Source organism: Rhodanobacter sp. UC4448_H15, from assembly GCF_052978265.1.
The window spans coordinates 1712831-1736869 of sequence record NZ_CM129665.1; the positions used below are offsets into that span (position 1 = coordinate 1712831).

Genomic DNA, 24039 nt, shown 5'->3' on the forward strand with positions numbered 1-24039 from the left:
CCCGAGGCTGTCCGCCGGACAGGATAGCCTGCCGCGCAGGCCGTACAAAGAAAACGCCAGCCGATCAGCCGAACGGCAGTTCGATCGACGGGCTCTGCGGGGTGAACCAGCGTGCGCCGTCGTCGGTGATGTGCATGTCGTCCTCCAGCCGCACGCCGAACTCGCCGGGGAGGTAGATGCCCGGCTCGTCGCTGAAGGTCATGCCCGTTTCGAGCGCGCGCTTGTTGCCCTGCACGAGGTAGTACCACTCGTGCATGTCCATGCCGATGCCATGGCCGAGGCGGTGGCTGAAGTACTTGTAGCCGGGGCCGTAGCCGGCGTCGACGATGACCTTGCGCGCGGCGGCGTCCACCGATTCCATGGTGGCGCCGGGGTGCGCGGCCTTCAGCGCCGCCTGCTGCGCGCGGTGCACGATGTCGAACACGCGCTTCATCTTGTCGCTGGCCTTGCCCAGCACGAAGGTACGGGTGAGGTCGCTCTGGTAGCCGCCGACCTTGCAGCCGTCGTCGAGCATGATCACGGTGCCCTCGCTGATGTGCTGCGGCAGCGGCGAGCCGTGCGGCGAGGCGGTGAACGCGCCGACGTTGACGCTGGCGTCGCCGCGCAGGCCCTGGCGTGCGTAGGCCGCATCCACCAGGGCGGAAATCTGCTGCTGGGTCATGCCCGGCTGCAACGCCTTCCACACCGCGTGGTACACCGCCAGGGTGGCGTCGTTGGCCAGTTGCATCAGCGCCAGCTCGGCCGGGCTCTTGATCGCACGGCAACCGGCGGTGACCGGCGTGGCGCTGACCAGCTTCACGTGCGGCGCCGCGGCGGCGATGCCGAACTGCGTGGCCGAGCGCAGTTGCTCCTCGATGCCCAGCGTGCCGGTGGCCATGCGCCATTCGGCGAGCACGCCGGCGATCAGCGCGTACGGGCTCTCGAACTCCTGCCAGGTGCGCACGTCCTTCCTGCCGAAGGCGATCTGCTCCAGCGTGCGTTCGCGCTCGAACGCCGGCGTGATGTAGACCGGGTCCCCCGATTTTGGCAGCAGCATGCCGGTGGTGCGTTCGCTGACCCACCAGTGCATGCCGGTGAAGTATTCGAGCGAACTGCCGCCGCCCATGAACACCGCGTCCATCCCGTGCTCGGCCATCAGCCGCTGTGCCTTGCGCAGGCGTCCTTCGCGCTCGGCATCGGTGATCGGCACGGCGCGCGGCGCCACCGGTTCCAGCGCCAGTATCGAGGGCGGCAGTGCACTGCCCGTGTCGCCCGCACTGGCGGTACCGGCGCCCAGCAGCGGCAGCGCAGCGGCGCCCAGCGCGGAGTGTTTCAGGAAGCGGCGTCGCGATGGCTGGAGGGTTTCATCGTGGCTCATGGGTGTTCGCCTGGCATGGAGAATGAAAGGTTCGCACACCCGGCGCGGTCACGCGCGCGCAGGCGGTCGCACGTCGGGCAGGAACACCGCCAGCAATCCCAGCAGCGGCAGGAACGCGCAGACCTGGTACACGAACACGATGCCGTAGTGGTCCGCCACCACGCCGAGCACGGCCGCGCCGATGCCGCCGAGGCCGAACGAAAGCCCGTAGAACATGCCTGACACCATGCCGACGCGGTGGGGCATCATGTCCTGCGCGTAGACGATGATCGCCGGGAAGGCCGATGCCAGCACCACGCCGATCACCACGCTCAGGCCCACCGTCCATGCCAGCCCCACGTGCGGCAGCAGCAGGGTGAACGGCGCGATGCCGAGTATCGACACCCAGATCACCTGCTTGCGCCCGATGCGGTCGCCGAGCGGGCCGCCGAACAGGGTGCCGGCGGCCACGGCCATCAGGAACACCGCCAGCAGGTGCGTGGCGGTGGTCATCGACAGGCCGAAGTGGTGGATCAGGTAGAACTCGTAGTAGCTGCTGATGCTGGCCAGGTAGAAGAACTTGGAGAACATCAGCACCATCAGCACGCCCAGCGTGCGGCGCACCACCGGCGCGGGGAACGGCGGCTGGTCCGAGGCCAGGTGCTTGCGCACGCGCTCCTCGATGTGTCGGCTGTACCAGCGGCTGACCTGCAGCAGCACCACGATGCCCAGCAGCGCCGCCAGCCCGAACCAGCCCACGTGCGCGCGGCCCAGCGTGAGCACCACGCCCGCCGCCATCAGCGGCCCCAGCGCCTGGCCCAGGTTGCCGCCGATCTGGAACACCGACTGCGCCAGGCCATAGCGCCCGCCCGAGGCCATCCGCGCCACCCGCGAGGATTCCGGATGGAACGCCGAAGAGCCGCAGCCGATCAGCGCCACCGCCAGCAACAGCACCGGGTAGCTCGGCGCCACCGACATCAGCAACAGGCCGGCCAGGGTGAAGCACATGCCGACCGGCAGGGTGTACGGCAGCGGATGCCGGTCGGTGACCATGCCCACCACCGGCTGCAGCAGCGAGGCGGTCAGCTGGAAGGTCAGCGTGATCGCGCCGATCTGGAAAAAGCTCAGCGCGAACTCGCCCTTGAGCAGCGGGTAGATCGCCAGGATCACCGACTGCATCATGTCGTTGAGCACGTGCACGAAACTCACCGCGCCCAGCACGCCGTAGCGCGTGGTCGACAGCGGCGTGGTGGTCGCCGCCGCGATCACCGGCGGCGCGCCGCCCGCTTCGCTGGCGGTGGCGAGGGAGGAAGTGTTCGACACGGTGTCTTTCATGCGGGGAAGCATCACGGGTGGAGGGGTGCCTGCCGTGCCCACGCCGCACGCCGGATCGGGCCGCCGGCCGCACCGGGCAGCGCAGTCACGCGGTCGGCCATCAGCGCCGCTCAGGATACGCCGCGGGTCGCCGTCGTCCAAGCAAATGCCTGCGTCGCGCGAACCCGCCACCCGGCAACCCGTGCCGCGTCACGCGGAAGCCTTGTCGTGGAAAGCAGGTCGCGTGCTACCTGCCGGTACATGGCCGCAGGTTCCTGCGGGCAGGGGTACGCTGCCATGCGCCAGGGCAGTGGTGCTAGTTTGATGCACTTCCCGCCGCATCACGGAGTCGCCCATGCCCGCTCGTCCTTCCGCCCGCTCGTCGGCCATGCGCCGGCTGGCTTGCACTTGCATGCTGGCGACTTCGCTGGCGCTGTTTGCCGGCACCGCGCTGGCGCAGCAACAGCGCAGCCTGCAGGTGCCGGACCCGCAGGACACGCCGTACGCCGGTACGATCGCGCTGCATGTCGATGCCAGCGACACGGCGCAGGGCATCTTCCGCGTGCAGGAGACGATTCCGGTCACGGCCGGTGCGCTGACCTTGCTGTATCCGCAGTGGATTCCCGGCGACCACTCGCCCACCGGCCCGATCGACATGCTGGCCGGACTGAAGCTCCGCGCCGACGGCAAGCCGGTGGCGTGGAAGCGCGACAAGTACAACGTCTACGCGTTCCACCTCGACGTGCCCGCAGGCGCGTCCAGCCTGGACGTGCAGTTCCAGTACCTGTCGCCGCGCCGCGGCGGCTTCGAGATCACCGACCGCATGATGGACATGGCGTGGAGCAAGGTCGCGCTGTATCCGGCCGGGCACTACACGCGCGGCATCACGGTCGCGCCCAGCCTCACGCTGGCGCCGGGCTGGCAGTTCGGCACTGCGCTGGAAACCTCGGCGCGCAAGGGCGACACCGTCACGTTCAAGCCGGTGACCTTCAACACGCTGGTGGATTCGCCGGTCTACGCGGGGCGTTATTTCAAGCGCGTGGACCTTGCCCCGGACAGCAAGGTGCCGGTGCACCTGGACATCGTCGCGGATGCGCCGAAGTACCTGGAGATCACCCCGCAGCAGCTGAAGGCGCACCGCGCGCTGGTGACCCAGGCGGTGAAGCTGTTCGGCTCGCAGCACTACGACCACTACGACTTCCTGTTCTCGCTGTCGGACGTGCTGGCCGGCAACGGCACCGAGCACCACCAGTCCAGCGAGAACGGCCTGGACGCGGACTACTTCACCGCCTGGTCCGACACCGCGCCCAACCGCGACCTGCTGGCGCACGAGTACACCCATTCGTGGAACGGCAAGTTCCGCCGTCCGGCGGATCTGTGGACACCGAACTTCAACGTGCCGATGGGCGATTCGCTGCTGTGGGTGTACGAGGGCCAGACCCAGTACTGGGGCTTCGTGCTGACCGCGCGCTCCGGCCTGTGGACGGCGCAGCAGTTCCGCGATGCGCTGGCGATGGTCGCGGCCAATTACGACCGCAACCGGGTCGGCTTCGGCTGGCGCACGCTGGAGGACACTACCAACGATCCCACCGCTGCGCTGCGCGCGGCGCTGCCGTACCGCAGCTGGCAAATGAGCGAGGAGTACTACAGCGGCGGCCAGATGATGTGGCTGGCGGTGGATGCAAAAATTCGCAGCCTCACGCACGGGCGCAAATCGCTGGATGATTTCGCCCGTGCCTTCTTCGGCGTCGACGACGGCAGCTTCGTCACCAGGACCTATACCTTCGACGATGTGGTGGCGGCACTGAACGGCGTGGCGAAGAACGACTGGGCGAGCTTCCTGCACGCGCGCGTGGACACGCTGGATCCCCCGCTGGCCAGCGGCCTGGCCGCTACCGGCTGGAAGCTGGTCTACACCGACCAGCCCAGCGCCTATGAAAAGCAGTACGAGAGCCGCCCGGAATCGCCGCGGCACATCTTCAACTTCGCCTGGTCGATCGGGCTGACGCTCACCAAGGGCGGCGAGATCAACGACGTGCGCTGGGACGGCCCGGCGTTCAGGGCCGGCGTGAGCACCGGCGCCACCGTGGTCGCGGTGAACGGGCAGGCGTACGGCACCGACGTGCTCAAGGACGCGATCACCGCGGCCAAGGGCAACCAGACGCCGATCAAGCTGCTGCTGAAATACCAAGGCAGCCTCCGCACCGTGGCGGTGGACTACCACGGCGGGCTGCAGTATCCGCACCTGCAGCGCATCGAGGGCACGCCGGATTACCTCGGCGACATCATCGCGGCACGGAAGTAGAGCCGCGAGCGCGGGTGTAAAGCCCCTCTCCCTCTGGGAGATGGGTTGGGGTGAGGGTTCGGCTGGAGCGAGGAATCCAACCCCAATCGAACCTCATCCGATTTGCTTCAAGAGATCTGGAGGACAGAACCATGAGCCCACGTCACTGGATTGCGATGTTCGCCTGCGCGCTGGCAGTGGGGGTGTCGGTCACGGCATCGGCAGGCACCACACCGCTGCGCGTGATGACCTTCAACGTGCGCGTGCCGGTGGACCAGGGTGCCAACGCGTGGGAGAACCGGCGCGAGCTGATGGTGCAGGTGATCCGCGCGCAGCACCCGGACGTGCTCGGCACGCAGGAGCTGACCGAGGAGCAGGGCGAATACCTCGCCGCGCATCTGCCCGGCTACGCCTGGTTCGGCCAGGGTCGCGAGGGTGGCAGCAAGGGCGAGCACATGGGCGTGTTCTACCGCACCGATCGGCTGGAGGTGCTGCGCTCCGGCGATTTCTGGCTGTCCGACACGCCGGACGTACCCGGCAGCATCACCTGGGGCCAGCCGTATCCGCGCATGGTCACCTGGGCGCGGTTCCGCCTGCGCGATGGCGGCGGCACGTTCGACTACCTCAACACGCACTTCCCCTACCGCGACCAGGACGTGCGCCCGCGCATGCTCAGCGCCGCCGAAATCCTGCGCTGGATCGACCAGCTGCCGGCCGATGCGCGGGTCATCCTCACCGGCGATTTCAACTGTGCGCCGGACACGCCGGTGCACGCGAAGCTGACCGCCGGCTTGCATGACGCCTGGATCGAAGCCGCCACGCGCTCGGGCCCGGCAAGGACGTTCCACAACTTCACCGGCACGCCCGACCGGCGCATCGACTGGATTCTCAGCCGCGGCTTCAAGGCGCGCACGGTGAGCACGGTGACCACGCATGAAGGTGCGCGCTATCCCTCCGATCACTTCCCGGTGGTGGCCGAGCTGGTGGCGACGCCGCCCGCGGTCCAATGAGCGACGCCCGGCCTGCACGAGCCTGCTGGCGGGTGATGCTGTTGGGGCGGGGGTCAGGGATTCGGGATTCGGGATTCGCAAGGTGAAGAGCATCGCCCGCGAGCGGGCTCCCGCGGGGCCCCGGCGGGTTTGAGTCGTCCTGCATTCGACCTGGCGGTGCATTCTTCACGACCGCCATGCCAGCGACGCGAGTCATGTCGCTGACCTGAGGCATGACGACCCGTGAGGCTGACGACTAGAATCGAACGGCTGTCGCACCGGCGAATGCAGCCTTTGCCCATTCTCCGGCTGACGCAATCGCGTTCGCCCCACCATCGGAACCATCATGCGTTCGACCCTCGGCTTGCGTCTGCTTTCCCTCGTGCTGTGCCTGGCTGTGCCGCTGCCGCTGTTGGCCAAAGATGCGCCCAGCGTGGGTCAGCAACGCGAGGACGTGCTGTTCTGGACGCAGGCGCAGCGCACGGCGCAGTTTCCGCGCATGTACGAGCTGTTTCCCGCTGACCGCGTGGCGCACGGCAGCCACGTGCACGCCTTGCCCGAGGGTGAGCCGCTGGTTCCGCGCTGGGACGCCGCCGGCGTCACGCTGGCCGGCTACATGAGCGAGCACCACCTGGCTGGCGTGATGGTGCTGCAGCATGGCCGCATCCGTATTCAGCGCTACGCACCCGGCTTCGGACCCGCGCAGCGCTGGACGTCGTTCTCGGTGGCCAAGTCGGTCACCTCGACCCTGCTCGGCATCGCGCTGCGTCGCGGCGACATCCACGGCATGGACGACACGCTGGAGACCTACATCCCGCAATTGCGCGGCACCGCCTACGCCAAGGTCACCGTGCAGCAGTTGCTGACGATGACCTCCGGCGTGCGCTGGAACGAGGATTACGACGACCCGCGTTCCGACGTGGCGCAGATGTACCGCAGCGCCTGCGAGAACGGCCAGCCGCACGTGATCTCGTACCTGGCCAAGCTGCCGCGAGCCTGGCCCGCCGGCACGCACTGGAACTACAACACCGCCGAAACCGACCTGCTCGGCATCCTGGTCCAGCGCGCCACCGGCCAGTCGCTGGCGGGCTATCTGTCGCAGACGATCTGGAAGCCGTACGGCATGACCTCGGACGCGTACTGGCTGAAGGACGAATGCGACGGCAGCGACACCGGCGGCAGCGGGCTCTCCGCCACCCTGGCCGACTACGCGCGCATCGGCCAGTTCATGCTCGACGGCGGCCGCATCGACGGCCAGCCGGTGATCGCCGACGCGTGGCTGCACGGTGCCATGCGCAAGCAGCAGGAGTTGGCCAGCCCCGGCCACGGCTACGGCTACCTGTGGTGGACCGATGCCGACGGCAGCTACGCCGCGATCGGCATCTTCGGCCAGATGGTCTACGTCGATCCGGCGCGGCAACTCGTGATCGTGCAGGTGGGTGCGTGGCCGCAGGCGACCTCGAAGGCGCTGGTAGCCTCGCGTCGTGCCTTCATCAAGGCGGTGCAGCGCGGCGCGGATGCATCCTCCGACGCGCCCCCGTCCCTCAACCGTTCCCGCTGAGGGCAGCCCGTGCAGCGGGCGCCGTCGAAACGCCGCCGCATCCTCATCGCGCATCGCGAGCAACGCGTAGGGCGGGCACCGCCCGCCGGCCTTTCGTGGCACGACCACGGCGGGCGGTGCCCGCCCTACCGCCCGCTTCACCCCTCCACCGTTCGCGCTGAGCGTAGCCCGTGCAGCGGGCGGAGTCGAAGCGCCGCCGTACCCGCTCACCGCCGTATGGCAAGCACCCCGTCCAGCGCCAGCTCCGCCCGGAACCCCGCCTGCTCCAGCCGGCGCGCCACCTCGCGCGGCACGTCGCGTCCGCTGGTCAGCTTGTTCGGGCTGCCGGTGTAGTGGAACAGCCGCCCGCCGCGACGCAACACCCGCGCCAGCTCCCCGTAGAACACCTGCGAGTACAGCTCGCCGGCGATGCCGAAACGCGGCGGATCGTGCAGCAGCGCATCGAACGAGGCATCGGCGAGTTGCCCGATGGCCTGCGCCACGTCGGCGTGCTCCATCTGCAGACGACCGTCGCTGGCGGCCGGGTCGGGCGACCACGGGTTGAGCGTGCGCAGCCACAGCACGTCGGCGCTCTTCTCGAACGACTGGACGCGCGCCACGCCGGACTCCAGGCAGCACGCCGCGAAATAGCCAAGGCCGCCGCAGGTATCGAGCACCGCCTTGCCGCGCGGTTCGACCAGCGCCACCTTGCGCTGCGCATCGGCGAGCGGCGAGGCCTTGGCCGTGGGCAGCATCTTGATGCCGTCGATTTCGAACGTGGGCACGCCCCACTCGGTGGGCACCAGCTTGATCAGCGAACCGGCGAAGCGCGCCACCGGCGCGAAGTCATCGCCATCGAAAAAGTAGACCGTGCGCTCCTTCAGCTTGCCGGGGTAGGGATGGAGCGTGTCGCGCCAGCGCCAGCCGTCGGCCAGCAACGCAATCGTGTCGTGGCTGAGGCCCAGGTCGAGCGAACCGGTCCAGGTGGCGGCGCCGGCATCGCGCGCGGCGAGCAGGTCGTCGGCGATCGGGCGGGTCAGCAGCGGACCGTGATAACGGGACAAGTGGCGATTCCTGTGCCGGCAAATCGGGCCGGCTGGCCGGGCGGGCAGGTCATCCCGTCACGGTGATGGTACAGGCCCGCGCCGGTTGCCTTGCGGCGGGCGGACGGCCCTGCGGCGGGGCGGAAAGGCTTGACCACTACCGGCTGCGGCGTATAGTTGCTATGCATATGACTACTAACAAGCCAGGCAGCGATATCCTGCACGCGCTGCAGCAGCTCGGCTTCACCGAGTACGAGGCGCGCGCCTATGCAGCGCTGGTCGCCGGCGGCGAGCTCAACGGCTATGCGCTGGCCAAGGCCAGCGGCATTCCACGCGCCAACGTCTACGCGGTGGCGGGCAAGCTGGTCGCGCGCGGCGCGGCCGTGCGGGTCGAACGCACGGCCGGCGCGGCCTATGTCGCCACGGCGCCGAAACAGCTCCTGCGCGACATCGATGCCGAGCGGCGCAAGGCGGTGGGCGATGCCCGCGAGGCGCTGTCGCGGCTGTCGCGCGAGCGTCATCCGCCGATGGTATTGAACCTGCGCGACGACGAAGTACTGGAGCGCGCCGGACAGCTGATCGAAGCCAGCGCGACCAGCCTGCGCATCGCGCTGCAGCCCACCGAGGCCGCGCACCTGGCCGCGCCGTTGCGTGCCGCACGAGAGCGCGGCGTGGCCATCACCACCTTGTGCCTGGAAGGTTGCGAGGTGGAATGCGGCGGCTGCGTAGGTGACCTCCATCGCTGCGCCATGGTTTCCGGCGGCGCGCGCTGGCTGCTGGTGGTCAGCGACGATCACGCGGCACTGCTGGGCTATTTCACCGGCAGCGGCATCACGGCGATATTCACCGAGCAACCGCTGGTGGTTTCGCTGACGGCGGCCTACATCCAGCAAAGCGCCACGCTGGCGATCCTGGGCAGCGAGCTGGCCGGACGTTTCGAAGGCCTGCTGTCGGCCGAGAGTCGCCGCCTGCTCGACGGCCTGTACCCGGCCGGAGATTTTCTCGCGCACATGCGCGAACTGAATGACGCCACGCCACGAACGGCGTGACGCGTTTCCATGCAAGAGGAGTGATGACCATGAACATGCGCAAAAACGTATTGGCAGCAGCGTTGGCCCTGGGCGGCATCGCCTTTGCCAGCGTGGCGATTTCCGCCGAAGCCCCGGCCGCGGCACCGCAGGCGCAGATGAACGCGTCGGCGATGAACTGGTTCGGCGGCGAGACTTACCTCGGCGCCCCGGCACTTGATGTGACCGCCGCGCTGGTTAAGGCCGGTGGCGGCGCCGACAACTTCAGCTTCTCCACGGCGCTGGTCTCGATGCTGGGCGAAAAGACCGTCAACGCGGAGGTGGCCAAGCTCACCAAGCAGTACGGCCATGAGAGCGTGACCAACTTCATCAACGGCATGACCTTCGCCGTCAACGACGGCCTCAAGCGCGCCACCGAAGCCGGCGTGACGTTGCCTGCGGCGCCGGCCGACCTCAAGGGCGCCAAGCTCGCCGGCACCCTGGTCAGCGCCGGCACGGCTGCCGACGGCAGCTGGTGGTCCGGCCTGCTGTTCGACAAGGCACTCTCGCACGACATCCACGTCAAGGTGATGCAGGACATCGACGCCAAGTACGGCCATGGAGCCGACGAGAACACCCACAAGATCCTCAACCAGGCGATGTACGACGTCGCCCAGGCGCTGAAGGCGAAGAACGTGAAGCTGGCCTCATTGCACTGAAGGCTTTCCACGGAATCGATGCAGAAACGGAGGCACAGGCCTCCGTTTCCTTTTTCAACCCGGCGCGTCGCCGGTGGCTTCAGCGCTCACCGGAACCGGCAGCGTCGGGTGCGTGCGACCCAGCGTGATGTTCTTGCTGGCGCGGCCCCATCAGCTCGCCTGGCTCATGCAGGCCGGGGCCGCGTGGCGCGTCGTTCTTCATGGGAGGCTCCGCGGCGGGAAAACCGCAGCATCGCGCCGCGGTCTTCAGGGGTGCACGGTGCCTCGGCATGGGGTCACTCCGCGGCCGACATCACCGCCTTGAGCTTGTCCTGGTCCATGTACTGTTCGAGGTCGGCCATGCCCTTGGCAACCTCGGGGTTCGAGAACAACTCCCTGCCGGCCACCTGTCCGAGCATGTTGAAGGCCGCGCCCACGGCGCCGCTCCCCTCGTACTTGACGGCGGCCTGCATCTCCTTCTTGCAAGTCACCGTCAGCAGCGTCTCGAACAGCTGCGCCATGTCGATGTTGAACTGCTTGCGCTGCGCCGCGGGGATGGACACGTAGCGCGAGACCGCCGGGTTGAGTGACATGGCGGAGAACATCCAGTTGACCAGCACGGCCTTCTGCTCGGACGTCGTGCGCGATACCAGGCACTTCGAAAGGTCGTCGGTGTATACGCCGGCCGAGGCCGGTCGCGGCGCAACGGCCATGAGCGTGAACAGCGCCGGCGCCAGCAGGGTGGCAGTACGTCGATTCCTCATCCTTGTGATCTCGCTTGAGGTTGTGAATGGGTCGGTGGCGCGAGGCCTCGCACGCAACCGTCGGAAAGGAGAGCGCAGCCCTGCCGCGACGCCGCCGGCCGTGCGGCCGCGGCGCGCTGGAGAGCAACAGGGGGAGGTCCCCGCGAGCACTATAGCCGCGGGCACGGGCCAGGCGAAGCACACGTACTTGACCCGATAGCCCGTACCATTCGTGGGGGGCGAGGTGCCGGCGAAAACACGAACGTGATCCGTCAGTGCTTGCCCAAAGGCTGCAACCGGGCCACCTTCGACGACGCCTTCATCCAGCACATCGAAGACAAACCCGGCAACCGCCCGCGGAAGCGGCTAGGCTTTCGCACGCCGCAAGAAGTGTTCGAGCGGTCGTTCAAGCGCGCTGCACTTCGGAGTTGAATCCGCCGTCCGCGGCAGATTTGCGGACACGACCATCATCACGGGGGACCCTGGACATGAAGAAGACCACGCTGGGCGCGGCACTCGTTTCGCTTGTCTGCCTCTTGTCAGCCGCCGCGTTCGCGATGCCTCCGGCGGGCCAGGCTTCGGCGAAGGTCACGCCCGACATGATCCAGACCGGGTCCGACATCCCGCCCGACTGGAAGCAGCCGCACGGCAACTTCGACTACATCAAGCGCGACATGATGATCCCGATGCGCGACGGCGTGAGGCTGCACACCGTGATCCTGATCCCGAAGGGCGCGCACGACCTGCCGATCCTGCTTGAGCGCACGCCGTACAACACCGACAGCTTCGTGACCGGCAACAGCCCGCACATGGCCGACGCGGTGTGGTCGGGCGACAAGGACTGGGCCGACGGCAGCACCATCCTGGTCTGGCAGGACGTGCGCGGCAAGTACGGATCGGAAGGCAACTATGTCATGACGCGCCCGCCGATGGGGCCGCTGAACCCGACCACCACCGACGACACCACCGATGCCTGGGACACGATCGACTGGCTGGTGAAGAACACGAAGGAATCGAACGGCAAGGTCGGCATGATCGGCTCGTCCTACGACGGCTGGACGGTCGCGATGGCGCTGCTCCACCCGCATCCCGCGCTGAAGGTCGCGGCGCCGGAAAGCCCGATGATCGATGGCTGGATGGGTGACGACTGGTACCACTACGGCGCCCTGCGCCAGGTGAACCTCGACTACTTCAGCGGCCAGATGAGCAAGCGGGGCGAGGGGAAAAACATCCCGCGAGAAAGCTACGACGACTACACCAATTTCCTCGATGCGGGCTCGGCCGGTGCCTACGCCGAGGCCAACGGCTTCAGGCAATTGCCCTGGTGGAATCGCTTCTCCGCCCACCCGGCCTATGACGCCTTCTGGCAGTTGCAGGCACTCGACAGGCTGCTCGTCGCGCATCCTTCCAGCGTGCCCACGATGTGGCTGCAGGGCCTGTGGGACCAGGAGGACATCTACGGCGCCGTGCATGCCTGGGAGGCGCTCAAGAGGGCCGGGCACGGCGCCAACAACCACCTTGTCATTGGGCCGTGGTGGCACAGCCAGATCAACCGCGCCGGCTGGAACATGGGGCCGCTCAAATGGCCGGGCGACACCACCGCGCAGTTCCGCCAGAACGTGATGATCCCCTGGTTCAACCACTACCTGCGTGGCACCCCGCTGCCCAAGCCGCTGCCAGAAGCCATGATCTACAACGCGGTCGGGCAACACTGGGACAGTTTCGCGAACTGGAAGCCGGCCAGCGAGCAGTCGCTCACCCCGCTCTACCTGCAGGCAGACATGGGCCTCGGCTTCCAGCAGCCGACCGGCGGCAGCGACAGCTACGTCTCCGACCCGGCCAAGCCCGTGCCTTACCTGCCGCGCCCGATCCCGCAGAAAAACGACCGCTGGCGCACCTGGCTGGTCCACGACCAGCGCTTCGCCGAAACCCGGCCCGACGTGCTCACCTACGTCACGCCGGTGCTGACCCGCACCGTGAAGGTCCAGGGCGCGCCGGTCGCCGACATCTTCGCCAGCACCACCGGCACCGACGGCGACTTCGTGGTCAAGCTGATCGACGTCTACCCCGGCACCGATCCGACCGATCCCGCGATGGGCGGCTACGAGCTGCCGGTCTCGCTGGACATCTTCCGCGGCCGCTATCGCAGGAGCTTTGCCGACCCGTCGCCGATCCCGCCGAACCAGGTGCAGGAATACAAGTTCCGCCTGCCGACCGTGAACTACGAGTTCAAGCCCGGCCACCGGATCATGGTGCAGATCCAGTCCAGCCTGTTCCCGCTCTACGACCGCAACCCGCAGAGCTACGTGCCCAACATCCTCTTCGCCAAGCCATCCGACTACCGCAAGGCCACGGTGACGATCGAGCACGGGGGCGATGGGCGCAGCGCCGTGCTGTTGCCGGTGATAGCGGGGGTGGCCAACGGCGATTGACCCGAACCTCGATCCGCTCTCGCCGCATCTGCCTGACGAGGAAACTTACGCGGCGTCGATCGGCTTGAACATGGTGATGTCCGTTTCCACGAAGCCGAGCTTGACATACAGCGAATGGGCCGCCTGGTTATGGCCGAAGACGTGAAGGGCGATTCCCTCCAGGCCAAGATGGGCGACTTTCTGCTCGAGCGCGGCGAATGCACGTGCCGCGTGGCCTTGGCGACGATATTGCGGAGCGATGACGACATCGTAGATGTAGGCTACCCGACGTCCGCCTCGCTCCTTCACCGCGAACCAGAGGGTCCCCACCGGCTCGTCGACGGGTCCGGTTATGGTGAAAAGGCAGTTGTCGCGCGTCGCCGCTCCCTGGGGCAAAAGCTCGTCAAGCTGCGTGCGCGCGCGGTCAACCGCGTTCTCCGGAGGCCAGTCGCCCGACCTCACTTTCTCTTGCGCATAGCCAGGAATCACGGCGTCACGCCAGGCTGCGAACTCGGCTTCGGTGATTGGACGCAAAACCGGCATGTCGCCCCCCTTGCGCGGCGGATTCTACCTCACGGACAGTGGGATCAACGCCAGGAATTTCCGCTCCCGCGCCTCGGTGAACTGTCCGTCTGACGAGGTGGCGCTTCTTCCGCTTGGACGAATTGTTAGGCATTACGCCAATGGCGATATTACGATCCTGCGCTGTTCACGCGTCGCTTCAACACCAATTGAACGGTAACGTTCGAAAAAATAGTCTTAATCTTTTCAGACATTTCTGGATAGTCAGACGTACTTATTGGTGTGCCACGAAGATTAAGCTCCGTATAGGCATCAATCTCAGAAGTGCAGCTCCCGACAGCTGCGTGCCCAACTGTCTCAGCACTAGATACCCCGTCGTCAAATTGTGGAATAGCTGCTTTGATGCAGTTCATAGCATTCGAGAGCGCGTAATCAATGTCTTGGCTGCTCGGCTTGTTGATCGCTTGCTTTGGCTCAGTTGCGCACGAGGCCAGAATAAGCACCACGCTCGTTACGAAGACTACGCGGCAAGTGGCCGAGATGAACGTGCTTATAAATTTATGATTCATGGAATCCCGCCCTGAATTGGTGCCTAACGAGGTTGTAGAAAAAGTCCTTGGTCAAGAAATTTGCCGATTTCCGGGGGTACTTCGACCCCTCCCAAGGTGCTGCGCGTCGATTCTAGCGCCTCCTGTGAGGGCGATTTTCGGCGCCGCCGCGATCAACTTGGCAAACCGACTTTTTCTACAACCTCAACGCTTGAGTTAAGCGGCGGCGAAGCCGTCCGCCTTGAACGAACTGTTAGGCAGCCTGTAGCTCACCTGAGCTGCCCTGTGATTGCTGCAAGCAGCAGCGTACCGCCAACGCACACTACGAAGATGCCCAGTGATATAAAACATTTGCGACGATACCGCAGCCCCTCCTCAGTGAGCATGTCGGAGCTAAGTAGTACGTTGGCAGGATTCCATAGCGTGTCGCGACCCCAGAGCTTGATGCCCGGACGAGCGCAGCGAACGGTCTTGATGGCGTAGACGACACACGCGAGCAAGGTGATGAGAGCTGTGAGCCAAACGGCGACAAAAACTGCAAGCGCCGCACCCACAAAAATCTGGGACATTCCTGTCTCCCTGCCTAACGCTTGAGTTAAGCGGCGCGCGGCTTTTCGCGCGTCCGCTTGGACGAGTAGTTAGAAACCACCTCCGTCGAGTCCAGCTTGGATACTACAGTGACTTGTCAATGAAATTACGCTGTATGTCGCCAAGGACATCTGCTCGATACGTTGCAATGAGGTGCTGATACGACTCCGATATGGCGTCACGAGTAGTTGCCTTACCGACAATTTTCATCTCGCGATCCACTGGGTAGCTTGCAACCACGGCACCGTCTTTACGAACTTCGAGGGACAGCACAACATGCATAACAAAGTCCCTATCACGCGTCGCAGTTGCTAAGCCAACAAATGGTATTCGGTCGGCTACGCCCATTGTCCAATAAGCATCGGCTTTTCTGATGGTGACAAACACTGATTTATCTTCGGTGCCTCCGATGCTTAATGTCTCTGCGAGTAGCAGCTTAATGTCTGACTCGACTGTTGATTGCGGTGAAACTGCTGTTTTTATAGGGATGAGGGAGTCACTGAACGGATGATTTTGTAGCTCGGCGTCGGCTGCGCGATTTATGACCGTTACGCTGGCGACCCGCTTCGGTGTGTTCGAAGTGCTTGGCGTCGGTTGGTATTCGGAGCTGGACAGATTAACTTGCAGCGGCGCGCAACCTGTTAAGCACAGCGCAACAAGCGCCAGCAATGTACATGCTTTACCCATGACTCCCCCTAAACCTGTGACTTCCCAGTGGATTCTAACGCTGGAGTTAAGCGGCGCCGGAGGCGTCCGCCTTGAACGAGTGGTTAGGCGCCGCGAACCAAATAGTTTGCCGATGACTGAGAGTGCTTTGACAGTGTGGACAATGAAGAATGGGTAGGTCTTTGAAGAGTGCCCAAGCGTCCGCTAATGTGCTGCCCGGCCACCAGAGCGACGTAGTGTCTGGACATGCCGACAAGCCGCACCGCTTTTTGCAATGGTTGCAGATCACGTCTTCGAAGTGGACGGGATAATGAATGTCGTTAAGTCGCAGAAGAGGAATAGACCACCATTTGCCGTGATGCCACGAAGCTCCGAGGACCGCACATGACACATGACTGTAGCGATCAAGCCAAGACGAAATGCCCTCAGGTGAAACCAGAGGCGAGCCACTGAGCTGCCCTGAAGCGATTGCTTCACGCCATTGCCCTAAGGCTGGTATGGCGATTTCTGCTCCCCCGATCTTCACGTGATCCATGTGCAAAGCCTAACACCTGAGTTAAGCCGCGCCGCGAAGCGGCGTCGGCTTGGACGAATTGTTAGGCGGCAACCCGATGCTGTGCAACGCGTGCTGGTGCCGCTAGCTCAGCGACCTCTCGGACTTGCGCGGCTGGGAGGGCGATTAGCAAAATTTCGTCGCTTCCGAACTCTGCGGAAGCCACTTCCAGCCCGCTGTTGCCCCCGTGCGCGGCCCAAACTGGAAGGCTCTGCAGGGCTGCGAGTTGCTCTTGCGGCGGGCACTTCCAATCAAGCACCGCAACACAGTAGATGCGATCCATGGCGTGAAAGAGCGCGTGCCACTTTGCGGAGTGGTCGGGCGCGCTAGCAACTGCGGCCCGCGCAGCGGGCGCCAAGCCTTGGCCACCCGAAAGGATCGCTTCGGCCCGGCGCAGATCCGCATCCAAGGCGGGCTCAGGAGTGATCTCTGCCGCTTGTTCCAAAGCTGCCAGCGCGGCGTTTAGCCGCGGAACATTGTGGGCTTCAGCAGCGGCCCGCAGTGCGGGCAGAGCACTCAGGGCAACGTGGGCATTTCCCGATTCCGCGTACGCAACAGCAGCATCTGCGGCAGCCAGTGCATGCTCTTTGCCCAGCTCGAACCAGCGACGAAGGACTGCGCCGCTTGCACCAAGTGCATGGAGCAGCTGCCCCCAATCTTTGGCGATCGGTGAAGCGAGGTGGCTCTCTAGCCAAGCGATAGCGTCTTCCGGGGACATAGAGCGCAGGTCAGACAGGACACCGGCTTGGCCGATGAATGAGCTGCGCCGCGCGGCTGCCAGGCCTTCGATTCTCTTCAACGACTCCATGTTCTCTCCATTGCCGCCTAACGCTTGAATTAAGCGGCGGCGAAGCCGTCCGCTTGGATGAACTGTTAGACGGCCACACCTTGCACCGCCGGTGAACAGCACCATAGCGCTGCTTGGAAAGCCAGACAACGCCGCCGCCGTTGTGGCCTGCGCACGATGAACAACCCGCCTGCCGACATGCACCACATCACGGGAAGCCGCGCGCGCCGCGATGAACGACGCAACGAAACACACCCCCGCGCGCATGCCGCCGCCAACCACCTAGCGCACGAAAACCCACCGCGCAGGCCAGCCCGCACCACCGAACGCCGCCAGCCGAAGCGACACCGCGAAACATGCCGCGCGCGACACGACGACAAAAAGCATGAAGCTCTTGCCGCCTAACGCTGGAATTGAGCGGCGGCGTAGCCGTCCGCCTCGAATGACATGTTAGAGCGCGTGCCCATCGACCTGCCAAATGTGCTTATACCAGTAACCAACCAGGCCAAGTGGCAAGAAGAGGAACTGGAGCACCCAACTAATGCGTTGCCCCGGTGGGACAGTTGAACGGTTCCGAAGATGCCAAATGAAGAAAGCGGCAATTGCGAACTGAAAAGCAACGAGGGAAAGTACTAGATAACCCACGTTGTCCTCGAGCCAAGGGTGACCGCCCACTGGATTGGAGAGCAGTAGAAAGGCAAAGATCTGGCCCAATAGCAGCGGGAGGAAGCTGGCGATGGGAAGGAAAATTTTTGTCGCCTGAGACATTTCGGAGCGCTCTAACGCTAGAGTTAAGCGGCGGCGTAGCCGTCCGCCTTGAACGAACTGTTAGCTTGCTTTGGCAGCATGCTTGATGAAGCGGCGCTCGTCTAGCGAATACCCGACTGCTTGGTAGAACGCATGCGCAGCGAGACGGTGATCGCCGCTCGTAACCTCCATGCGCTGAGCACCCTCGCTCCACGCCCACTCCTCAGCTGCCGCAACGAGTGCTTTGCCTACACCTTTGCTGCGGGCCTCAGGACTAACTGCAAGTGAGGTGATGCGACCTAGTAGACCTGGAGCATGAAAGAGAGGCAGCAAATGCACGCTAACAACACCCAGCAACGGTACATGACCGGCAACCGAAGTGACGAATACAGCGTCCACGTGGCTCTTGGAAAATGAGGCAAGTCGTTCGGTAACGAGACTGGCCGAGGTGCCGTAACCAAGAGCAGAAAGACACGCGGCGATTTCAGTAGCGTCGGCAAGCTCCGCACGACGAACCTTGTGATTGGACATGGCGATGTCAGTCATGCTTTAAAAGCTAACGCTTGAGTTAAGCGGCGGCGAAGCCGTCCGCCTTGAACGAGTGGTTAGCGCCCAACATACAGGGCGAGGTTTTTTTTGAACACACCCCAGCAGAAGGCTAAGCCACAGAAGAACAGCACCAGATTGAGCGCTAGCATGATGAAGAATAGCTCTGGCTGGGTAGCGAGGCTGTAAACATGCCCCTGATGTTTGCCGAATGAGACTTCGCCAACAGAGATCGCATGTGTGGTGTAACCGACGAGGAGAATTGCAACGCTGATGCCGAAGTAGGCTGACGACAGCATTTCACGCAAAGACTTCCGCTTGCTCTGTGGCACCCAGAAAGGCGGAACGAAGGTGACTGCGAGAAGCCCTGTAAACCACAAAATTAGAAGTGTCGCGGACATGGGCGCTAACGCTGGAATTGAGCGGCGGCGCAGCCGTCCGCCTCGAATGACTGGTTAGGCCCTACCTTACAGCCTATTTGTTGAGGCTTATAGCAAGGCCGGAAAACAACAACACCATGAAGCACGAAAGGCCAAGCAGCAGTCTTTTGCGTGCGAGTCGGTACGAAGAAAGCACAAGAGGGTTCAATGCTTCAACTGAAACTTTGCCAGACTGGATGGCTTGGAAGGCCCGATAGTTACCGTTGACAGGAGACAGCGAAGGACGACCTGTCGCGAGCAATTTCTCGTAGAGGCCAGGATGAAATTGCCTGAACTCCTTTCCGAAGCGATGAAGCGAAATGAAGTACATCGCATACAACGGCAGAATGACCGCCAAAGCGAGCAAAAAAATTGCTGGGACTATAAGGCTCATTTGCACATGCAGGCCTAACGCTGGAATTAAGCGGCGGCGAAGCCGTCCGCTTGGATGACTGGTTAGACGGCGCCACGTTGCGCCGCCGCTGGCAAGAACGATAGCGCCACCCAAAAGGCGCCACAACGACCGAAGAGGTGAGGGCCTGCGCGCCGCGCCCGAACCGCTTGCGGTAAACCTAACGTAGCTGGAGATCGCGCGCCTGAGCTGCCTGGAAGAACGAAAGCTTGGCTGCGCGCGCGACCTGCGAAGGACGAGCCCAGCGCCGGTGAAATTGGAACGCAGGCCAACCCGATGGACAACGAAGCGCAGATGCGCGAGCGGAGCACGAGGCCCAGCGCAAACCGGAAAATTGCTCTGCCGCCTAACGCTGGAATTAAGCGGCGGCGAAGCCGTCCGCTTGAATGACTGGTTAGGTGCCGCGCGGCACCAGTGGGACGAGAAACGCATGAATTGCGAACATGCATGCAGCACCGACAAATAATGAAGTGGCGGTAAGCCACCAGCCCTGAGACACGACGAGCCCTGCAAGGACGATGCTAAACAGAAACGGGGTTACAGCAAGCATGGCTGCCGGATGTACAGAGACTGGCTTGTGGCAAGACCGGCAAGAAGCCGTAAGGATGGGTCCCAAACACGACTTCCGGAGCTGGGACATAGCTTGCTTGTGACAGTAGGGACACTCGACCATGTTTGTCTTGACACCTAACGCTGGAGTTAAGCGGCGCGCGGCTTTTCGCGCGTCCGCTTGGACGCATAGTTAGGTTGCGCCACCCACGCTTTGCAAAAGAAGTTGCTCTACATCCGGCATTCTGTAAAGACGAGAAAGCTCAAGAGCACTCTGATCTGGGCCGCCGAACTTGGGATTTGCGCCTGAGCGTCGAAGCAAGCCTATTGCGTCGTGAAGTTGCCGCTGGCGTTCAATGCTTGGGTTCTCGCCAAGCTCGTGAACGGCATATGAGAGTGCTGTGCCGCCAAGGACCGTAGGCGCGTCTGGATTGAGTGTGCGCTGTAGAAGTGCTGGGAGAAATACTGTGTTGTACAGAACCGAAGCGTGCAATGCGCTCCAGCCGGAAGACTTGTCGATACGATCGGGTGGAACACCGAGTGTAAGTAGCTGATGCACGCGCTCCTCCTCGCCATCCTTGATAGCGAGCACAAGGTCCATGAGCAATGATTGATCGAGTGGATCCATTCGACGCCTAGCAGTGTTGGACAAGCAACCTAACGCTGGAGTTAAGCGGCGGCGAAGCCGTCCGCCTTGAACGATTGGTTAGGCCGGGTGTTGCAACTGGAAGTACAAAACGTAGGCCCACAGGAACAGTACTGGAACAGCAAGCCAGCGAACAACCGAAACAGCTTTGAGAATTGAAGGATCATCGATGAGGCTCGGCCGGGCTTTGCAAATAAATTTGAGCAACGCCCATGATGAAGTCCAATCAGTAACTGGTTGAAGCCGGCTATGAAGGGCAGGCAGCAGGCCAGAAAAGCGTGAATCCACTTTTTGGTAGAGCGCGACTGCCAGCCATAGCCATAGTAGCCAAAGGGCTACGAGAGCAATTGACGCAAGTACGAATCTATCGTGCATGAGGCCTAACGCTAAGTAGACCCCAAAAATGGGGTGTTGCTCGGAGTATGCGGCTCCACTTTCCATCGTTCAAGCGGGGGATTTCTGCGACGGATCATCCGGTTGCGCCGCGGTGTGGGGGCGGGTACGGGGTTTGCGGCTCGGTGTTATCCGGCACATTTGAGGGTGTATGAGTTACACCCTCGGGAGTGGGGGTGTAACGGGGACGAAAGTGCCGGGTTTTCGTGTGGTGGGGCGCCGGATTTTCGGGCGCGGTCTGGCCAGCGGGCCAATGGGGGCTTGCGGTGCGACATGCGCCTGGGTCGCCGGATCGCGTCGGGACCGGCAATCATCCGGTAGCGGTCGGGTCAGCCGCCGCGACTCCACTCGCGTGCCGCCTCCGCAAACGCCACGCAATCCGCGAAGCGGTTGTACAGCGGCGCGGGCGAGATGCGGATCACGTCGGGTTCGCGCCAGTCGCCGATGACGCCGTGGGCCATCAGATAATCGAACAGTGCGCGGCCGCGTTCGCGGCCGTCGATCACGCGGATGGAGAGTTGGGCGCCGCGGCGTTCGGGGTCCGCGGGGGTGACGACCTGCAGTACGTCGGCCAGTTGCGTCTGCACCAGCCATTCGAGGTAGCCGGTGAGCGCCAACGATTTTTGGCGCAGAGCATCCATGCCGGCGCGGCGGAAAATTTCCAGCGACACGCGCAGGGGGGCCAGCGCCAGGATCGGCGGGTTGGAGAGCTGCCAGCCGTCGGCGCCGGGCGTGGGCACGAACCGGGGGCCCATCTGGAAGCGCGTGGTCTTGTCGTGGCCCCACCAGCCGGCGAAACGCGGCAACACGGCCTTGGCGTGGCGCTCGTGCACGAAGGCGCCGCCGACGGCACCGGGTCCGCTGTTCAGGTATTTGTAGCTGCACCAGATCGCGAAGTCGGCGCCGCTGTCGTGCAGTTGCAGCGGCAGGTTGCCGACGGCGTGGGCGAGGTCGAAGCCCACGGTGCAGCCGTGCCGATGCGCCAGCGCGGTGATGGCCTTGAGGTCGAACGCCTGGCCGGTGCGGTACTGCACGCCGGGCAGCATCACCAGGGCGATGCGCGAGCCGTGTTCGGCCAGCACGCGTTCGATGGCGGCGGTGGAAACAATGCCGTTCGGCTCGTCGGCTTCCAGTTCGATCAATGCCGTGGAGGGATCAAAACCGTGGAAGCGGATCTGCGATTCCACCGCGTAGCGATCGGTGGGGAAGGCGCCGGCCTCGATCAGGATCGCCGGGCGTTCGGCGGTGGGGCGGTAGAAACTCACCATCATCAGGTGCAGGTTCACGCCCAGGGTATTCATGGCCACTACTTCGGTGGGCAGCGCACCGACCACGGCGGCGAGGTCGTCGCGCACGAACTCGTGGTAGTCCATCCACGGCAGGCGACCCTTGAAGTGGCCTTCCACGCCCAGCTCGCCCCAGTAGTCCAGCTCCGCGTTGACCGCCTCGCGCACGGCGCGCGGCTGCAGGCCGAGCGAGTTGCCGCAGAAATAGGCGCTGTCGCGGCCTTCGTGCGGCGGGATCAGGAACTCGTCTCGGAACGCGCGCAGCGGATCGGCGGCATCGCGGGCGGCGGCCCACGCAGCGGTGGGCTGGTAGTCGGGCATGGTGGTGTCCTGTTTCGGTGGGAGCGGCTGGCGCGCTTTTCGTCGGCGCGACGGAGAGCATCGTGCGCGAGCGCGCTCCTGCAGGGGTTGCGGATCTATTTCAGTTGGACGGCCAGTGCATCGCAGCCCTTGTCGAAATCGGCCTGCCATGCGCTGCCGGCCTGGGTGCGGGTCGGGCGCACGCAGCGCAGCTGGATCGCGTAACCGTGCTTGAACCAGTAGTGCTCGGTGTAGCTGAAGGCGGTGCCGTTTTCCTGCGCGGTGTAGAGGTTGCTGTTCGGTACCGGCGGCACCTTGTCCTGCTGGTAGCCGGGCAGGGCCAGCGCCTTGGCCGTGGCCTGGGCCATGAACTGGTGGAAGCTGCTGATGTCCGGCACCCGGGTGACGGTGACGGTGACGCGGGCCAGGCTGCTCTTGCCGGTGGGCGAGGGGTCGGGCACCTGGAACACCTGCGCCTCGGGGTCGCCTTCGGTCTGCATGATCGGGAGCCAGTTGGCGGGCGTGTCGAAGGTGATGTTGCCGCCGGCCATGCTGACTTCCGCGGCGTGCGCCGTGCCGGCCAGCAGCAGGGTGGCGACGAGCGCCAGTGTGGTCGTGCGAAGCAGGTTCATGCGGACTCCGGTCGAGAAGGGTCGGGGGCAAAACGATGCCTGGGCAGGCCCAGCCACTCCAGCGCGGTGCCATGGAACAGTCGCTCGCGCCCGGCCTCGTCCAGGCCGAGCGCCTCGATGCCGCTGCCCGGCACCTGTTCGCCCAGCGGGAAAGGATAGTCGGTGCCGAGCATGACCTGTTCGACGCCGGTCACATCCAGCAGGTAACGCAGGGCATCGTCGTCGTGCACGCAGGAGTCGAAATAGAAGCGCTTGAGGTATTCGCGCGGGTTGCGCGGGTTGTCGGTGGCCACCAGATCCGGGCGCATGCGAAAACCGTGCTCGATGCGGCCGATGGTGTACGGAAAACTGCCGCCGCCGTGGGCCAGCATCACGCGCAGCTTCGGCAGCCGCTCCAGCACGCCGCCGAAGGCGAGGCAGCAGGCGGCGCGGGACTGCTCCGCGGGCATGCCGACCAGCCACGGCATCCAGTACTTGGGCATGCTGGCCATGCCCATCATGTCCCATGGATGCACCAGGATCGCCGCGCCGAGATCGGCGGCCGCCTCGAAGAACGGGAACAGCTCAGGCGCATCCAGGTTCCAGTCGCCGCAGTGCGAGCCGATCTGCACGCCTTGCAGGCCCAGCTCGTCGATGCAGCGCTCGAGTTCGCGCACCGCCAGCTCCGGCGCCTGCAGCGGCACCGTGCCGATGCCCGCGTAGTGGCGCGGGTAGTCGCGGCAGATGCCGGCCATGTGGTCGTTCAAGTGGCGATGCAGTTCCAGCGCCTGGTATCCCGGCGCCCAGTAGGAGAACAACACCGGCACGGTGGAAATCACCTGCACGTCGACGCCGAAGCGGGCATAGTCGTCGATGCGCGTCTGCGGGTCGAACGCCGAATCCCACACTTCGCGAAAGAAGCGGCTGTCCTTGTAGATGCGGTGGCGACCGTCGGTATGGGTCATCACCGGGAAGCGGTCGTCGCCGTACTTGGCTGCCAGGTTCGGCCAGTCGCGGGGCAGGATGTGCGCGTGGGTGTCGATCTTGAGCATCCGTGCAGTGTAAAACCTCCGGGCGCCGCCGTCGCCTCACTGGTTTTTG

22 protein-coding genes are annotated in these 24039 nt (G+C 64.4%); 6 read left to right on the top strand and 16 right to left on the bottom strand.

The window, feature by feature from the left end:
* Positions 1–64: 64 nt before the first annotated feature.
* Positions 65–1357 (bottom strand): M24 family metallopeptidase, encoded by a 1293-nt coding sequence (locus ACVCMI_RS07650; protein ID WP_447099272.1) that lies wholly within the window; start codon positions 1355–1357, stop codon positions 65–67.
* A 48-nt stretch (positions 1358–1405) separates the two neighbouring features.
* Positions 1406–2671, bottom strand: a complete 1266-nt coding sequence (locus ACVCMI_RS07655) for an MFS transporter (RefSeq protein WP_447099271.1) — start codon at positions 2669–2671, stop codon at positions 1406–1408.
* A 367-nt stretch (positions 2672–3038) separates the two neighbouring features.
* On the opposite strand from ACVCMI_RS07655, the gene ACVCMI_RS07660 reads away from it, so the two are divergent.
* The 3 genes from ACVCMI_RS07660 (at position 3039) to ACVCMI_RS07670 (ending at position 7484) form a co-directional block, all read left to right on the top strand.
* Positions 3039–4955 (top strand): M61 family metallopeptidase, encoded by a 1917-nt coding sequence (locus ACVCMI_RS07660; protein ID WP_447099472.1) that lies wholly within the window; start codon positions 3039–3041, stop codon positions 4953–4955.
* Positions 4956–5086: 131 nt separating this feature from the next.
* Positions 5087–5944, top strand: a complete 858-nt coding sequence (locus tag ACVCMI_RS07665; protein WP_447099270.1) for an endonuclease/exonuclease/phosphatase family protein — start codon at positions 5087–5089, stop codon at positions 5942–5944.
* A 325-nt stretch (positions 5945–6269) separates the two neighbouring features.
* Complete coding sequence (locus ACVCMI_RS07670; RefSeq protein WP_447099269.1) at positions 6270–7484, top strand: serine hydrolase domain-containing protein; 1215 nt, start codon at positions 6270–6272, stop codon at positions 7482–7484.
* A gap of 206 nt (positions 7485–7690) precedes the next feature.
* Here ACVCMI_RS07670 and ACVCMI_RS07675 read toward each other — a convergent pair whose 3' ends face one another.
* Positions 7691–8527 carry a class I SAM-dependent methyltransferase gene (locus ACVCMI_RS07675; protein ID WP_447099268.1) on the bottom strand — a complete coding sequence of 279 codons (837 nt, stop codon included), beginning with the start codon at positions 8525–8527 and terminating at the stop codon, positions 7691–7693.
* A 167-nt stretch (positions 8528–8694) separates the two neighbouring features.
* On the opposite strand from ACVCMI_RS07675, the gene ACVCMI_RS07680 reads away from it, so the two are divergent.
* Together ACVCMI_RS07680 and ACVCMI_RS07685 are read left to right on the top strand one after the other, a co-directional pair.
* Positions 8695–9555: a TrmB family transcriptional regulator gene (locus tag ACVCMI_RS07680; protein ID WP_447099267.1), complete on the top strand. Its 861-nt coding sequence runs from the start codon at positions 8695–8697 to the stop codon at positions 9553–9555.
* A gap of 29 nt (positions 9556–9584) precedes the next feature.
* Positions 9585–10232 (top strand): hypothetical protein, encoded by a 648-nt coding sequence (locus ACVCMI_RS07685; RefSeq protein WP_395117454.1) that lies wholly within the window; start codon positions 9585–9587, stop codon positions 10230–10232.
* A gap of 275 nt (positions 10233–10507) precedes the next feature.
* Here the strand turns inward: ACVCMI_RS07685 and ACVCMI_RS07690 are convergent, their stop codons facing one another.
* Positions 10508–10975, bottom strand: a complete 468-nt coding sequence (locus ACVCMI_RS07690; protein ID WP_447099266.1) for a hypothetical protein — start codon at positions 10973–10975, stop codon at positions 10508–10510.
* Between the two features lie 467 nt (positions 10976–11442).
* On the opposite strand from ACVCMI_RS07690, the gene ACVCMI_RS07695 reads away from it, so the two are divergent.
* A complete protein-coding gene (locus ACVCMI_RS07695) occupies positions 11443–13386 on the top strand; it encodes a CocE/NonD family hydrolase (protein WP_447099265.1) in 1944 nt (647 codons plus the stop codon).
* Between the two features lie 45 nt (positions 13387–13431).
* Here ACVCMI_RS07695 and ACVCMI_RS07700 read toward each other — a convergent pair whose 3' ends face one another.
* The 12 genes from ACVCMI_RS07700 to ACVCMI_RS07755 all read right to left on the bottom strand — a co-directional run bounded on the left by ACVCMI_RS07700 (position 13432) and on the right by ACVCMI_RS07755 (position 23990).
* Positions 13432–13908, bottom strand: a complete 477-nt coding sequence (locus ACVCMI_RS07700; protein WP_447099264.1) for a GNAT family N-acetyltransferase — start codon at positions 13906–13908, stop codon at positions 13432–13434.
* Between the two features lie 149 nt (positions 13909–14057).
* The gene (locus ACVCMI_RS07705; RefSeq protein ID WP_447099263.1) at positions 14058–14456 is read right to left on the bottom strand and encodes a hypothetical protein; all 399 of its coding nucleotides are present in this window, start codon (positions 14454–14456) and stop codon (positions 14058–14060) included.
* Between the two features lie 248 nt (positions 14457–14704).
* Positions 14705–15004: a hypothetical protein gene (locus ACVCMI_RS07710; protein ID WP_447099262.1), complete on the bottom strand. Its 300-nt coding sequence runs from the start codon at positions 15002–15004 to the stop codon at positions 14705–14707.
* 103 nt (positions 15005–15107) lie between these two features.
* On the bottom strand, positions 15108–15710 hold the full coding sequence (locus tag ACVCMI_RS07715; protein WP_447099261.1) for a hypothetical protein: 603 nt from the start codon (positions 15708–15710) through the stop codon (positions 15108–15110).
* A gap of 575 nt (positions 15711–16285) precedes the next feature.
* Positions 16286–17050, bottom strand: coding sequence for a hypothetical protein (locus ACVCMI_RS07720; protein ID WP_447099260.1), 765 nt, complete (start codon positions 17048–17050; stop codon positions 16286–16288).
* 807 nt (positions 17051–17857) lie between these two features.
* Positions 17858–18322, bottom strand: coding sequence for a GNAT family N-acetyltransferase (locus ACVCMI_RS07725; protein WP_447099259.1), 465 nt, complete (start codon positions 18320–18322; stop codon positions 17858–17860).
* Between the two features lie 59 nt (positions 18323–18381).
* Entirely contained in the window at positions 18382–18723 is a 342-nt protein-coding gene (locus tag ACVCMI_RS07730; RefSeq protein WP_447099258.1) for a hypothetical protein, read from the bottom strand.
* A gap of 73 nt (positions 18724–18796) precedes the next feature.
* The gene (locus ACVCMI_RS07735) at positions 18797–19135 is read right to left on the bottom strand and encodes a hypothetical protein (RefSeq protein ID WP_447099257.1); all 339 of its coding nucleotides are present in this window, start codon (positions 19133–19135) and stop codon (positions 18797–18799) included.
* A 760-nt stretch (positions 19136–19895) separates the two neighbouring features.
* Positions 19896–20330: a hypothetical protein gene (locus ACVCMI_RS07740; protein ID WP_447099256.1), complete on the bottom strand. Its 435-nt coding sequence runs from the start codon at positions 20328–20330 to the stop codon at positions 19896–19898.
* 740 nt (positions 20331–21070) lie between these two features.
* Positions 21071–22348, bottom strand: coding sequence for a kynureninase (kynU, locus tag ACVCMI_RS07745; RefSeq protein WP_447099255.1), 1278 nt, complete (start codon positions 22346–22348; stop codon positions 21071–21073).
* Positions 22349–22443: 95 nt separating this feature from the next.
* Positions 22444–22959, bottom strand: coding sequence for a hypothetical protein (locus ACVCMI_RS07750; protein ID WP_395117465.1), 516 nt, complete (start codon positions 22957–22959; stop codon positions 22444–22446).
* Positions 22956–23990, bottom strand: coding sequence for an amidohydrolase family protein (locus ACVCMI_RS07755; protein WP_395117467.1), 1035 nt, complete (start codon positions 23988–23990; stop codon positions 22956–22958). Before ACVCMI_RS07755 ends, ACVCMI_RS07750 begins: the two co-directional genes overlap by 4 nt.
* Between the last annotated feature and the right edge of the window lie 49 nt (positions 23991–24039).

Bases quoted from the DNA above. Each gene is read 5' to 3' on its own strand.
- ACVCMI_RS07650 (WP_447099272.1), bottom strand. From the start codon at position 1,357: ATGAGCCACGATGAAACCCTCCAGCCATCGCGACGCCGCTTCCTGAAA.
- ACVCMI_RS07655 (WP_447099271.1), bottom strand. From the start codon at position 2,671: ATGAAAGACACCGTGTCGAACACTTCCTCCCTCGCCACCGCCAGCGAA.
- ACVCMI_RS07660 (WP_447099472.1), top strand. From the start codon at position 3,039: ATGCGCCGGCTGGCTTGCACTTGCATGCTGGCGACTTCGCTGGCGCTG.
- ACVCMI_RS07665 (WP_447099270.1), top strand. From the start codon at position 5,087: ATGAGCCCACGTCACTGGATTGCGATGTTCGCCTGCGCGCTGGCAGTG.
- ACVCMI_RS07670 (WP_447099269.1), top strand. From the start codon at position 6,270: ATGCGTTCGACCCTCGGCTTGCGTCTGCTTTCCCTCGTGCTGTGCCTG.
- ACVCMI_RS07680 (WP_447099267.1), top strand. From the start codon at position 8,695: ATGACTACTAACAAGCCAGGCAGCGATATCCTGCACGCGCTGCAGCAG.
- ACVCMI_RS07685 (WP_395117454.1), top strand. From the start codon at position 9,585: ATGAACATGCGCAAAAACGTATTGGCAGCAGCGTTGGCCCTGGGCGGC.
- ACVCMI_RS07690 (WP_447099266.1), bottom strand. From the start codon at position 10,975: ATGAGGAATCGACGTACTGCCACCCTGCTGGCGCCGGCGCTGTTCACG.
- ACVCMI_RS07695 (WP_447099265.1), top strand. From the start codon at position 11,443: ATGAAGAAGACCACGCTGGGCGCGGCACTCGTTTCGCTTGTCTGCCTC.
- ACVCMI_RS07700 (WP_447099264.1), bottom strand. From the start codon at position 13,908: ATGCCGGTTTTGCGTCCAATCACCGAAGCCGAGTTCGCAGCCTGGCGT.
- ACVCMI_RS07705 (WP_447099263.1), bottom strand. From the start codon at position 14,456: ATGAATCATAAATTTATAAGCACGTTCATCTCGGCCACTTGCCGCGTA.
- ACVCMI_RS07710 (WP_447099262.1), bottom strand. From the start codon at position 15,004: ATGTCCCAGATTTTTGTGGGTGCGGCGCTTGCAGTTTTTGTCGCCGTT.
- ACVCMI_RS07715 (WP_447099261.1), bottom strand. From the start codon at position 15,710: ATGGGTAAAGCATGTACATTGCTGGCGCTTGTTGCGCTGTGCTTAACA.
- ACVCMI_RS07720 (WP_447099260.1), bottom strand. From the start codon at position 17,050: ATGGAGTCGTTGAAGAGAATCGAAGGCCTGGCAGCCGCGCGGCGCAGC.
- ACVCMI_RS07725 (WP_447099259.1), bottom strand. From the start codon at position 18,322: ATGACTGACATCGCCATGTCCAATCACAAGGTTCGTCGTGCGGAGCTT.
- ACVCMI_RS07730 (WP_447099258.1), bottom strand. From the start codon at position 18,723: ATGTCCGCGACACTTCTAATTTTGTGGTTTACAGGGCTTCTCGCAGTC.
- ACVCMI_RS07735 (WP_447099257.1), bottom strand. From the start codon at position 19,135: ATGAGCCTTATAGTCCCAGCAATTTTTTTGCTCGCTTTGGCGGTCATT.
- ACVCMI_RS07740 (WP_447099256.1), bottom strand. From the start codon at position 20,330: ATGGATCCACTCGATCAATCATTGCTCATGGACCTTGTGCTCGCTATC.
- kynU (WP_447099255.1), bottom strand. From the start codon at position 22,348: ATGCCCGACTACCAGCCCACCGCTGCGTGGGCCGCCGCCCGCGATGCC.
- ACVCMI_RS07750 (WP_395117465.1), bottom strand. From the start codon at position 22,959: ATGAACCTGCTTCGCACGACCACACTGGCGCTCGTCGCCACCCTGCTG.
- ACVCMI_RS07755 (WP_395117467.1), bottom strand. From the start codon at position 23,990: ATGCTCAAGATCGACACCCACGCGCACATCCTGCCCCGCGACTGGCCG.